The following is an 11,944-nucleotide window of genomic DNA, read 5'->3' as shown; positions in this document are numbered from 1 at the left end:
CGGTCCGGCAGCAGCGGCTCAATCCGCGCCCACTGCGCGTCTGTCAACGGCACACCGGATCAACGATCAGATGATCCGAAAGAAACGGCCTAGCCCGGCCCGGACCGCGCTCCGGCCCGTCGTGATCCCCGCCTACCCGGCGGGGGGCCTGTCCGCGCGGGGGAGCCGGCTGATCCAGCCGGGCAGCCTGCGCGGGCGGTTGTCCGACTCGCCCGTGTTGCACACGGGGCACGGGTGCACCAGCTTCGTGCCGTTCTGCAGCTTCTCTTTGACGTAGCCCACACCGAAGCACTTGTTGCACATCAGGGCCTCCTAGCCGTGTTCGACGCGCCCGGTCCCGCCGCAGTCGGCGCACGAACTCGTCAGACCGTCGCTGGTGACGTACCCGGTCCCGTTACAGGTCGAACAAGGGGTGGATCCCATGGCGTTCCCTTCTGTGGGCCGTCCAGTTCTACCCCATGGGCGCGGTCGCCCGCTGCCGGTCGGGAGCGAGGGTTCGGGACCGGTTTGACCTGGACCGCACTCCAGCTCCTAGCGTCCCGATCATGAACACACCGCACCCCGTGCCGGACCGGCGGCACCCGCGAGGCCCGATCGGCTCCGGCTTCGGAGCCGGCAGCACCGCCGACGACGTCCTCGCGGACGTCGACCTGACGGGCCGGACCGCCCTGGTCACCGGCGGCGCGTCGGGACTCGGCCTGGAGACGACCACGGCCCTCGCCCGGGCCGGCGCCCACGTCCTCGTCGCCGCCCGCCGGCCCGCCGCGGCGGAGGCCGCCGTACGGTCGGCACTCCCCGTCGGGCTCCACGCCTCCGTCACCGTCCGCGCGCTCGACCTGGCGGACCCCGCGTCCGTCCGCGCCTTCGCCGAGGGCCTTCTCGCCACCGGGCGGGTCCTCGACCTCCTCATCGCCAACGCCGGCGTCATGGCCTGTCCCGAGACGCGCACCGAGGCCGGCTGGGAACTCCACTTCGCCGCCAACCACCTGGGCCACTACGCCCTCGTCAACCGCCTCCGCCCGGCCCTGAACCCCGGCGGCGCACGGGTGGTGACGGTCGCCTCCTCCGGGCACTTCCTCTCCGGCATCCGCTGGCACGACCCCCATTTCCGCACCGGCTACGACCGGTGGCAGGCCTACGCCCAGTCCAAGACCGCCAACGCCCTCTTCGCCCTGCACCTCGACACCCTGGGAACGGACGACGGCCTCCACGCCTTCTCGGTCCACCCCGGCAGCATCCTCACCCCGCTGCAACGGCACATCCCCCGGGACGAACAGATCGCCCTGGGCTGGCAGGACGAGACGGGCACCCCCGCGAAGGGCTTCAAGTCGCCCGCCCAGGGCGCCGCCACGGCCGTCTGGGCGGCCACCTCCCCGCTCCTCGCCGGGCACGGCGGCGCCTACTGCCAGGACTGTGACGTGGCCGGGCCCGCCACCACCGACGACATGCTCGTCGGGGGCGTCAAGCCGTGGGCGGCCGACCCCGAGGCCGCGGCCCGGCTCTGGGACCTCTCCGCCCGGCTCACCGGCCTGGACGCCTTCGCCTGAGACCGCTCCCGCCGGACTCTCCCCGCGGCGGGCGGGGCCGGCGGGCCGTCGACCGGCCGGCCTCCCGCCGCCTACGCTGCGCCCATGATTCCGACACCCGCCCAGAGCACGGCACTTGACGGCCGTACGGCCCTCGTCACCGGCGCGGCGAGCGGCATCGGCGCGGCCTGCGCCCTCCGCCTCGCCGCGGCCGGAGCGCGCGTCCGCGCCCTGGACCGCGACGCGCAGGGGCTGACGGCCCTCGCGGAGCGGGCCGACGGCCTCCCCGGCGCCGTCGAGACCGTCGTCCTCGACCTCACCGACCTCGACGCCGCCGAACGGACAGCGGCCGGCGCCGACATCCTCGTCAACAACGCCGGCATACAGACCGTCCGCCCGCTCCAGGACTTCCCTCCCGACGCGTTCCACACCGTCCTCACCGTGATGCTGGAGGCACCCTTCCGGCTGATCAGGGGCGCGCTGCCGGGGATGTACGAGCGGGGCTGGGGGCGCGTCGTCAACATCTCGTCCGTCCACGGCTTGCGGGCCTCCGCCTACAAGGCGGCCTACGTCGCGGCCAAGCACGGCCTGGAGGGCCTGTCCAAGGTCACCGCCCTCGAAGGGGCGCCGCACGGCGTGACGTCCAACTGCGTGAGCCCCGGCTACGTCCGGACCCCCCTCGTCGAACGGCAGCTCGCCGACCAGGCCGCCGCCCACTCCCTCCCCGAGGAACGCGTCCTGAACGACGTCCTCCTCGCCGGCTCGCCGCTCAAGCGGCTGGTGGAACCGGAAGAGGTCGCCGAGGCCGTCGCCTACCTCTGCGGTCCGTTCACCTCCGCCGTCACCGGCACCTCACTGGTGCTGGACGGCGGCTGGACCGCCCGCTGACGGGTCCGGTCCCGGCCGGAACGTGATCATCGCGACATCGCGCCCGGCGGTCCCGGCGGGTGAGGATACGGTGGCGGGCCGGAGCAACCCCGGCCCGCACCACACGGCAGTACACCCGCCCCCGCGGCGGTACAGCGGAACAGGAGAGAGAACCGTGAGCCGTCCCGCGCCCTCCGCCGAGGCCCTCCCGCCCTTCCTCGCCGGCCTCGACGCCGCCGCGGCCGGCCGCTGGGAGGAGTGGCCCGCGCAGGGCCCGGACCTGCCCGACTGGCTCGTCCAGCTCGCCGGCGCGCTGTGGGACGGCCAGGACGCCGACACGGCGGGGGAGTGGGCCCGGCGCGTCCGGGACGCCTGCGCCCGCCTCGACGGCCGGGCGCCCCTCACCGTCGTCCACGACTGGCACGCCCGTACGGTGTTCCCGCTGCTGGCGCAGCCCGACGGGCGGGAGGGCGGGGACACCGCGTCGTACCAGGCCGCGGAGGCGCTGCACCTGCGGGCCGCGGCGGGGGAGCCCGTCGCGGAGGACGCCTGGGCCGCCGCCCTGGAACCCGCCCTGCGCGACGTCCACCGGCGCGCCTACCCGTACGCCGACGCCCACGCCACGGCCGCCGCCAACGCCCTCGCCTGGGCCCGCACCAACGACTACGGCGAGGCGGAGGCCCAGGAGTTCGCGAACGGCTACGCCGACCTCAACACCGGCGCCAACGTGACGTCCTACGCCGACGCCAACGCCCTCGTCCACGCCCGGGCGCTGGCGGCGGCCTACGCGGCCGAGAACCCCGCCGCCTACACCGCCTGCTACCCGTACGCCGCGGTGAACGCCTACGCCCTCGCCCTCGCCGGGCAGGGCACGGACACGGCGGACGGGCGGGAGGAGCGGCGCCGCGCGGCCTGCGAGCGGCTTGCGGCGGGCCTGGCCGACAGCCTGGAGCGGGCCGCCGGATCCTGACCGGCCGTCGCCGGGTCCCCGACGGGCGCGAACCGCCGGCCGCCACGGAAGCGGCCTTCACGCATCCGGGGGAGGGGAGCACGGCCCGCCGCCATCGCCGCCGTGAGGCACCGGGACGCGCGCCGCGGCGCGCGGGCCCCCGTGCGGCGCCTCCCCGTTCGGGTGAGAGGGCGGACGGGGGCCGCGCACCGGGAGGGGCCGTGACTACGGTTGCCCGGTCGGTTGTGGCCGCGGCGCTGGGGGCGGGGCATGGAGCTGAAGCGGTGGCTGGAGCACGGCGTCGAGGCGTTCGAGGAATGGACCCGGTCGTACGAGGAGTACGAGACCCACCCGGCCACGGAGGTCGCCGAGGAGGCCCGCGCCGAGGCGTTCGCCGAGCTGACCGGCAGGCTGCGCGGCAGCTATCCGTTCTTCCACCCCTGCTACGCGGGGCAGATGCTCAAGCCGCCGCACCCGGTCGCCGTCGCCGGGTACCTCGCCGCGATGCTCGTCAACCCCAACAACCACGCCCTGGACGGCGGTCCGGCCACCTCCGCCATGGAGGAGGAGGCGGTCGCCCGGCTGGCCTCCATGGCGGGCCTGGAGCCGTTCCTCGGGCACCTCACCAGCAACGGCACCCTGGCGAACCTGGAGGCCCTGTTCGTCGCCCGGGAGAGCGGCCCCGGACGGTCCGTCGCGATCAGCGCCGACGCGCACTACACGCACGCGCGGATGTGCCATCTGCTGGGCGTGCGGACGCACACCGTGCCGGTCGACGGCGCGGGCCGGATGGACGTGGCGGCACTGGAGCGGCTGCTGGCCACGGGGGACGTGGGCACGGTCGTCGCCACCACCGGCACCACCGCCCTGGGAGCGGTCGATCCCGTGCACCGCATCGTGCCCCTGGCGCGACGGTACGGCGCCCGGGTCCATGTCGACGCCGCCTACGGCGGATTCTTCGCGCTGCTCGCCGGCGACCCGCTCCTGGACGACGCCACCGCCGAGGCGCTGCGGGCCGTCGGGCGGAGCGACTCGGTCGTCGTCGACCCGCACAAACACGGCCTCCAGCCCTACGGGTGCGGCGCGGTGCTCTTCGCCGATCCCACGGTGGCCCGCTTCTACCGGCACGACTCCCCCTACACCTACTTCACCTCCACCCGACCGCACCTGGGGGAGATCAGCCTGGAGTGCTCGCGGTCGGGAGCGGCCGCGGCCGCCCTGTGGCTGACCCTCCGGCTGATGCCGCTCACCCGGGAGGGGCTGGGCGGGGTGCTCGCCGCAGGGCGGCGGGCGGCCCTGCGCTGGGCCGGCCTGCTCGCCGATTCGCCCCAACTGGAGTTGTACCAGCGCCCGGAGCTGGACATCGTCACGTACTACCCCCGCACGGAGCCCGCCGCCCTGTCCCGGATCGGCGCCGCCTCGCGGGAGGTGATGCGGCGCGGCATGGAAGCGCGGGAGAACCCGGTGTTCCTCAGCGTCGCGCGGATCGGCGCGGACGCCTTCGCCCGCCGCCGTCCGCACGTCGCGCGCGATGCCGAGGACACGCACGTGCTGCGCAGCGTCCTGATGAAACCGGAGAGCGAACCGTACCTGGACCGCCTGCACCGCCGCGTCACGGACCTCGCGCGGCCGACGCCGTGACCGCCCGTGAGAACGACCCCGACCGGCACCCCGGGGACATCGAGGCGGGCGAGGAGATCGAGGGGATCGACGCCGGCACCGGCCGGAAGCTGCTGGACGGCCTGCTCGACGAGGCCGTGTGGCTGGACCACTGCCCGTTCGTCAGCGCGTCGTTCGGCCCGGCCCCGGCCTGGCTCCGCCACGAACCGGTCTCCGCGTGGCGGCCGTTGCCCGTGCCACCGCCCGCCGGCTCCCGGGGCACGCCGGGGAGGCGCCGGGTGTGCGTCTCCTTCGCGCCCGAGCACGGCCCCAACGCCCGCACCTGGGCCCGTACGCACGGCTACCGGTTGCTCGCGCCGGACGCCGGGGTGACCGCCTGGGCGGCCGACAAGATCAGCGTGCTGGAGCTGTTCGAGGAGGCGGGCGTGGCCACCCCGCCCTGCGTGGTCGTCCCCGCGACCGGGCGCGGACCGGCCGCGCGCTACTGGCGCGCGGACTGGCCCGGGGCGGTGGCCCAGCGCAGGGAGAACAACCTGATCGGGCGGGGGACGGTCCCGGTCGCCTCCCCGGCCGACCTCGAACGCCGCCTCGCCGACTGGCCGGACCAGCCGGTCCGGCTCGGCCGCCGGGCGCCCGGGGTCTCCCTGACGGTCACGGCCTGCGCCGGGCCGGACAGGACCGTGGTCTCGGCCGTCTCCCACCAGCTCGTAGGGCTGCCCGAGCTCGCCGCCTCCTGGGGCACGCACTGCGGCAACCGGCTCCTGTACCCCGGTGATCTGCCGGACGGGCTGTACCGACAGGCCCGCGCGGCGGCGCGGCGCGTGGGGGAGGTGTTGCGCGGCCGCGGCTTCCGCGGCGTCTTCGGTCTCGACCTCGTCGAGGAGGACGGCCGGCTGCTGGCCGTCGAGGTCAACCCCCGCTTCCAGACGGTGGTCTCGCTCGTCCAGGCCGCCGAGCGCGCGGCGGGACTGCTGCCCGCACTGGGGCTGCACATCCTCTCCTTCCTCCTGCCCGGGCTGCCGCCGTCCGTGCCGGGGACTCTCCCGCCGGGACCGCGCCGCCCGAGCCAGCTCGTCGTCCACGCCGCGGCGGACACCACGGTGCACGGCCTTCCCCGCAGCGGGTGCTACCGGCTCGGCGCCGGGACGGCGACGGGACCGCTCCCGGTGGCTCCGGATCTCACCGGGCTCCGCGACGACGAGGCCCTGTGGTGGGCCGTCGCCCGCCCGGGTCCGGTCACGGCGGGCCAGGAACTGGCCCTGCTCCAGTTCGGGCACACGGTCGCCCCCCTCGAACCCCGGCCCCGCCTCCCTCCGGAGACGCTGGCGTGGATCGCCGCCTTCCACGACCGGTCCCGGGCGGGACACGACCGGTCGTGGACGGAAGAGGGCGGCACGGCGGCCGCCGGCGAGGCCGCCACACCCCTGCTCCGGCTGCCCGAGGAAGCCATGCGCACGGCGGGCCTGCACACGCTGGAGCTCGTCATCGAGCGGTTCACCACCGCCCGCGCGCGCCCGCCGCTGCGCGTCCCGCCCCCCGACGGCCTCCGGGCCCTCCTGGACGAACCCCTGCCCGAGCACGGCACGGACGACCTGCGCGCCCTGCTCGACCGCGTCACCCGCGACGCCCTCGGTGAAGCCACCCGCCTCGACCACCCCCGGAGCTTCGCCTTCACCCCGTCCACCGGCAACTTCCCGGCCGTCCTCGCCGACGCCCTCGCCTCCGCCCACCTCTCCGTACCGGGGGCGTGGCTGGTCGGCGCCGGGCCCACCCAGCTCGAACTGACCACGCTCGACTGGCTGAAAGCACTGCTGGGCCTGCCCGAGGAAGCCGGCGGACTGTTCGTCAGCGGCGGCTCCGTCGCCAACCTCACCGCCCTGGCCGTCGCCCGCGACCACCACCTCGGCGACGACCACTCCCGCGCCCGCCTCTACTGCTCCACCCAGGCCCACCCCTCCGTCGCCCGGGCCGCGCACCTGCTGGGCCTCACCCGCGGGCAGCTCTCCGTCGTACCGGCCGACCGCGCCCTGCGCCTCGACCCGGCGGAGGTCGCGCGGCGCGTCACCGACGACCGCGGCGCCGGGCTGCGCCCCTTCGCCGTCGTCGCCACCCTCGGCACCACCGGCACCGGCACCGTCGACCCCCTCGACGACCTCGCCGGCCTCTGCGCGCGCGAAGGACTCTGGCTCCACGTCGACGGCGCCCACGGCGCGGCGGCGGCCGCCACCGCCCGCGGGCACGGGCTGCGTCCGGCACTCCGCCGCGCCGACTCCCTCACCGTCGACCCGCACAAGTGGCTCTTCCAGCCGTACGAGATCGGCTGCGTCCTGCTGCGCCGCCCGGAGCTGCTGCGCGCCACCTTCGACCTGGCGCGGCATGCCCTGGACACCGGCTACCTGGCCCCCACCGACCCGCGGGGCGACGAGGTGAACCTCTCCGACCACGGCCCCCAGCAGAGCCGCGGGCTCCGCGCCCTGAAGCTGTGGCTGTCACTGAAGACCTTCGGCGCGCGGGCCTTCCGGCAGGCCATCGAGCACGGCATGGACCTGGCCGAGCACGCGGCGGCCCTGGTCGCGGCCCACCCCGAGCTGCGGCCGGTCACGCCGGCCTCCCTCGCCGTCCTCACCTTCCGCTACCGCCCGGCCGACGTACCGCCCGGGTGGGACGCCGACGCCGCACAGGAGGACATCAGCCGGGCGGTGTGCGCGGACGGCGAGGCGCTGCTCCTGACCACGCGGGTGCACGGCGCCACGGTGCTGCGCATGTGCACCATCAACCCCGGCAGTAACCGGGACGACGTCGCGTACGTCCTCGACCGGGTGGTCCACCACGGCCGCCGGTCGGCGGACGCGCTCAGAGGAACGTCAGCGTCGAAGGACCGGTGATCAGCCGCACACCCCGGTCCGTGGCACACGCCGGCACGTCAAGCGTGAGCTGGACGCCCGGGGAAGCGACGGTCCGCCCGCGGAACGCGCCCGAGACCACCGTGCCGACCACCAGCACGACCGCCTGCCCCGCGACCTGCCCGACGGTCCCCATCGGATAGCGCACCACGCTCTTCCGCCCGTTGCCCCAGGTGATCTTCTCCACGGTGCCGGCGTCGGAGACGAAGCACCCGTTCACCCCGCCGCCGCGGATCTCGGACGTGGCGGAGGCGAATCCCGGGTCGGCGGAGACGCAGGTGTAGGCGCCGGTCCCGGTGATCCGGGTCCTTCTCGCCCGCAGCCCGAGCCCCGGGGAGAAGCCGACGCTGTTGGTCCCCACGCAGGTGACGGGCGCCGCCGGCCCGCGCGTCTCCGCCGCCGGCCGGGCCTCCGCCGCGAACGGCCCGACCGCCACCATGCCCACGGCCAAGGCCGCGCTCCCGTACCTCTTCGCCCACGGTCCGATCCGGCGCATGACACCCTCCCCGCTCGCATGGCCGCTTCCGCGGCACATGCATGCCCAGCCACGGGGAATCCCACCGGGGACCGGCAGCACGCGCCACGCGGGGGGGCGCACGGGGTGGGGCGGGCACCTCCTCCGCCCGCCGGAAAACGGACGCCGGTTCGATCCCGGCAACACCGTTCCTCCTCCTTCGATCACCGTCGAAACGCCTGGTGGCACGGCCCCCGCCAGGCCACTCTGGCGTCGTCAGCAGCGGTGGCGGGACCGGTCCCGCCACCACCCTCCGGCGAAGGAGACGACGCATGAAACTCCGTGGAACACTCGGCACCGCGGCGGCCCGGCTCGGGCTCGCGGCCGTCGCCCTGACCGGCGCCCTCGCCTGCGCGACGGTCGCCCCCGCCACGGCGGCCCCGGAACGCATTCAGGGCTGCGGCTGGAACGAGAGCAGGGGCGGCGAGCGCGCCTACTACGAGCACTGCGCCACGAACACCAACGTGTGGATCCAGGTCAAGCGGTTCCCCCGGTCCAACTACCACCGCTGTGTGGGACCGGGCCGCACCAACCTCGACCTCGACGCCACCGGTGCCTGGTACGACAGCGGTTACCGGGGCGGACTCTGCTCCCACCCGGGGGACACCGGTCCCTGATCCGGACGCCGGACGGCGGTCCGCCCACCCCGGCACGGGGGGGGCGGACCGCCGTCCGGCGTGCCGTCAGGCCTGCGGCTTGGTCCCGTCGATGGCGACCCGGCGGCCGTATCGGCTGTGCGGGTAGTAGTCCCAGATCGCGTGGTGCTGTACGCAGCGGTTGTCCCAGAACACCAGGGTCCTGGGCTGCCAGCGGACCCGGCAGTGCAGCAGCGGCGTCCCGGCGATGTGCCGGTACAGCATCTCCAGCAGGGCCTCGCTCTCCGCGGCCGACAGTTGCGGGATGTGCGAGGTGTAGGGGCGGTTGACGAAGAGCAGCTTGCGGCCGGTCTCCGGATGGCGGACGACGACCGGGTGCTCGTTCACCGGCACCTCGTAATCCGCTGGCGGGCCCTGCTTGCCCCACGGCTGGGCGCCGTCGTGGACCGCCGTCAGGCCGTCGAGGAACGTCTTCATCGTGGGCGAGAGCATCTCGTAGGCGAGGTGCATGTTCGCGAACATGGTGTCGCCGCCGCAGCCGGCCTCGGGAATGCGGGTGATGTGCAGCATCGAGCCGAGCGACGGCTCGGCGTCGGCGGTGCCGTCGGCGTGCCAGCCGTTGCCCGCCACGTTCTTCGACTCGGCCGAGGCGCTGATCTCCAGCACGTACGGGTCGCTGTCGGGGGCGGCCAGGGCCACCGGGTGCAGCGGGCCGAAGTGGGCCGCGAACCGCTTGTGGTCCTCGGGTGTGATGTCCTGGTCCCGGAAGGCCAGGACGTGGTGGGCGAGGAACGCCTCCTTGATTTCCGCCAACTGACGGTCCGTCAGCTCCTGGGAGAGGTCGACACCGGAGACCTCCGCGCCCAGGACCGGGGTCAGCGGGTCCAGGGTGATGGTCTCGTAGGCGGGCTTCGGCCGGGTGGTGAGCGCCTTCACGGCGTCGAGTGCGTAGTCTTCCATGTTCTTTCCCTGTGGTGGCTGGGGTCTGGCGAGGGCGCGGGCGTCACAGCCCGCGGTCGAGGAGTTCGGCGAGGATGATGCGGCCGAAGGCGAGGTTGCCGTGGATGATGTCGTCCTTCTCGCACAGCTCGGGCCGCTGGAGCCCCGACGCGTCGGTGGTGCGGGCACGCAGGTCGACGACCTCCACGCCCCGTTCGGCGACGGCCCGGCGGACGCTCTCCTGGGCCGCCATGAACACCTCGCGGTCCGACATCCCGGGCACCCGCTGCGGCGGCATCACTGCCAGCACCCGGAGGCCCAGGCGGCGGGCGTGGGCGTAGAACGCCAGCGCGTCGCGGACGGCGGCCCGGACGAGCGCGTCGAACAGCGGGCTGTCCAGGAAGCCCGGCGGGAAACCGCCGCCGCGGGCCCGGTAGATCCGCCAGTTCTCCGTCGTCGCGACGAAGTGGGTGCTGAAGCCGAACGTGCACACCAGCGGCACGGTCACCCGGTCCAGGCCGGTGACGCCCAGCTCACCGAGGAACGACCGGTAGCGAGCCTCCGTCTCCGCGTCGCGGAAGACGACGTCGTTCCCGCGCAGGTCGTGGAAGCCGGCGGTGAAGTCCCGCCCCGAGCCGATGGGCCCGCCCGCGAACGGGACGCCGGCGGCCTGCGCCGCCCGGCCGACGGGACCGGCGTGGGAGTCGCCCAGCAGCAGGAACCTGGCGGGGCTCGTCTCAGCGGGGGCTGTAGTAGTCGAGTACGGCGTCGTCACACCAGAAGTCCTCTCCGGCGGTGGGCTGGGCGGTGGGGCGGTCGGGGGCGGTGGGGGAGGGCCCGGTGGCAGTGGTGCGGCCGGCGAGCGCGCCGAAGAAGCGGTCCATCACGAAGGCGACGCCCTCCGGGGTCACCGTCCGCAGGTTCGGCTCGAAGAACGTCCCGCGGAACGGGGTGCCCGTGACGAGCTCGTACGACGGGAAGTAGTCGACGTACTCGTGCTCGGCGGCGAGCTGGCCGGCGACGGCCCGCAGGACCGACTTCGAGTACGTGGTGGCGGTGAGCGCGTGACCACCGGTCGCGGTGGCCGTGAGCGGCACCGGGGACACGGTGAGCAGCACCCGCAGCCCGGGGTTGACGGACCGCGCCAGCTCCAGGGCGGCGGTCAGGTCCCGGCGCACCTCGTCGAAGGTGAAGTTGTGGAAGACGTGCCGCTCGGGGTCGAAGGTGCCGCGCACGGTGCCCGGGCAGACCGGGTGGACGGTGCCGCCGTCACGGTCGCGCCACGCCTCGGTCAGCCCCAGCGTGAAGACGAGGCAGTCCGCCTCGCCGAGGGCCCGGCGGATCGCGGCCAGGGTCGTGGCGCGGGCGGCGAACAGCTCCTCGGCGGAGGCGTACCCGGCCGGTTCGACCGACGGGCGGCAGGGGTCGTGGAAGCGGTCCCCCTCCGGCCCGGTCTCCCGCCACACCTCCCGGGGCGGCTCCTCCGCGCCCAGCGCCCACGCGAACCACTGGCGGAGGACGGCGGCCGTGTAGATGTTGCCGGTGCGGAAGGAGAACACGCCGAAGTGGCGGTCGCGGCGCTGCTCCGGCGTCAGGCCCGGCGGCGCGAGTTCGGCGTCGCGCCAGTTCATGCCCCGGTCGCGCAGGGCGCGGCCGATGTGCCGGGCGAAGCAGGACCCGGCCGTGAGGAGGACGTCGTCCTGGCCGATGGGGAACTTCGGCGTCCACAGGCCGTCGATGTCCGACCACGCGGGCTCGGCGACCGCGGTCCGCCAGAAGGAGCGGGGCGGGAGTGACTGGTAGGGGTTCATGGGGTGGTGTTCTCGGCCTCGGTTCGTCCGTGCCGACGGTCGGTGGGTGACGGTCGGCTGTCGGTGGTCGGCTGGCGGTGTTCGGGTGATGCGGTGGCGGGGGGGCCCGCGGGCGGGGGGGGGGGGCCGGGGCCCGCCCCCGGGCGGTTAGGGGGCGGGGGGGCCGCGCGGGGGGGGCCCCCCCCGTGTACGGCGGGGGGCGCCCCCCCCCAAAAAGGG

The 11,944-nt window shown here is 75.0% G+C and carries 11 protein-coding genes; 6 read left to right on the top strand and 5 right to left on the bottom strand.

All coding sequences use genetic code 11. The annotated features are described in order from the left end of the window. Positions 1–132 precede the first annotated feature (132 nt). Positions 133–303, bottom strand: coding sequence for a hypothetical protein (locus ACZ6X9_RS29270; protein ID WP_469781022.1), 171 nt, complete (start codon positions 301–303; stop codon positions 133–135). A 242-nt stretch (positions 304–545) separates the two neighbouring features. On the opposite strand from ACZ6X9_RS29270, the gene ACZ6X9_RS29265 reads away from it, so the two are divergent. The 5 genes from ACZ6X9_RS29265 to ACZ6X9_RS29245 all read left to right on the top strand — a co-directional run bounded on the left by ACZ6X9_RS29265 (position 546) and on the right by ACZ6X9_RS29245 (position 7,847). Next, complete coding sequence (locus ACZ6X9_RS29265; RefSeq protein ID WP_469781021.1) at positions 546–1,547, top strand: oxidoreductase; 1,002 nt, start codon at positions 546–548, stop codon at positions 1,545–1,547. Between the two features lie 84 nt (positions 1,548–1,631). After that, positions 1,632–2,414: a 3-hydroxybutyrate dehydrogenase gene (locus ACZ6X9_RS29260; protein ID WP_469781020.1), complete on the top strand. Its 783-nt coding sequence runs from the start codon at positions 1,632–1,634 to the stop codon at positions 2,412–2,414. 154 nt (positions 2,415–2,568) lie between these two features. Further along, on the top strand, positions 2,569–3,363 hold the full coding sequence (locus tag ACZ6X9_RS29255; protein ID WP_469781019.1) for a SpcZ: 795 nt from the start codon (positions 2,569–2,571) through the stop codon (positions 3,361–3,363). Positions 3,364–3,612: 249 nt separating this feature from the next. Then, a complete protein-coding gene (locus tag ACZ6X9_RS29250) occupies positions 3,613–4,983 on the top strand; it encodes a pyridoxal phosphate-dependent decarboxylase family protein (protein WP_469781018.1) in 1,371 nt (456 codons plus the stop codon). Then, positions 4,980–7,847, top strand: coding sequence for a pyridoxal-dependent decarboxylase (locus tag ACZ6X9_RS29245; RefSeq protein WP_469781017.1), 2,868 nt, complete (start codon positions 4,980–4,982; stop codon positions 7,845–7,847). Before ACZ6X9_RS29250 ends, ACZ6X9_RS29245 begins: the two co-directional genes overlap by 4 nt. On the opposite strand, the gene ACZ6X9_RS29240 is transcribed toward ACZ6X9_RS29245, so the two are convergent. Next, positions 7,816–8,361 carry a hypothetical protein gene (locus ACZ6X9_RS29240; protein ID WP_469781016.1) on the bottom strand — a complete coding sequence of 182 codons (546 nt, stop codon included), beginning with the start codon at positions 8,359–8,361 and terminating at the stop codon, positions 7,816–7,818. The two genes, ACZ6X9_RS29245 and ACZ6X9_RS29240, sit on opposite strands and share 32 nt — an antisense overlap. 290 nt (positions 8,362–8,651) lie before the next feature. Here ACZ6X9_RS29240 and ACZ6X9_RS29235 point away from each other — a divergent pair, with 290 nt between their 5' ends. Then, entirely contained in the window at positions 8,652–8,996 is a 345-nt protein-coding gene (locus ACZ6X9_RS29235; protein ID WP_469781015.1) for a DUF6355 family natural product biosynthesis protein, read from the top strand. Between the two features lie 66 nt (positions 8,997–9,062). Here ACZ6X9_RS29235 and ACZ6X9_RS29230 read toward each other — a convergent pair whose 3' ends face one another. Genes ACZ6X9_RS29230 through ACZ6X9_RS29220 form a run of 3 tightly spaced genes read right to left on the bottom strand, consistent with a single transcriptional unit; the run spans position 9,063 to position 11,725 of the window. Beyond that, positions 9,063–9,935 (bottom strand): TauD/TfdA dioxygenase family protein, encoded by an 873-nt coding sequence (locus ACZ6X9_RS29230; protein WP_469781014.1) that lies wholly within the window; start codon positions 9,933–9,935, stop codon positions 9,063–9,065. Positions 9,936–9,978: 43 nt separating this feature from the next. Continuing rightward, positions 9,979–10,689, bottom strand: a complete 711-nt coding sequence (locus tag ACZ6X9_RS29225; RefSeq protein ID WP_469781013.1) for a hypothetical protein — start codon at positions 10,687–10,689, stop codon at positions 9,979–9,981. Further along, positions 10,652–11,725 carry a GSCFA domain-containing protein gene (locus tag ACZ6X9_RS29220; protein ID WP_469781012.1) on the bottom strand — a complete coding sequence of 358 codons (1,074 nt, stop codon included), beginning with the start codon at positions 11,723–11,725 and terminating at the stop codon, positions 10,652–10,654. The genes ACZ6X9_RS29225 and ACZ6X9_RS29220 overlap by 38 nt, the downstream gene beginning before the upstream one ends. Between the last annotated feature and the right edge of the window lie 219 nt (positions 11,726–11,944).

This window comes from Streptomyces sp. NPDC052910 (genome assembly GCF_055585605.1).
Note: the sequence above shows the minus strand (reverse complement) of the source record. Positions and strands in the feature narration are given on the sequence as shown.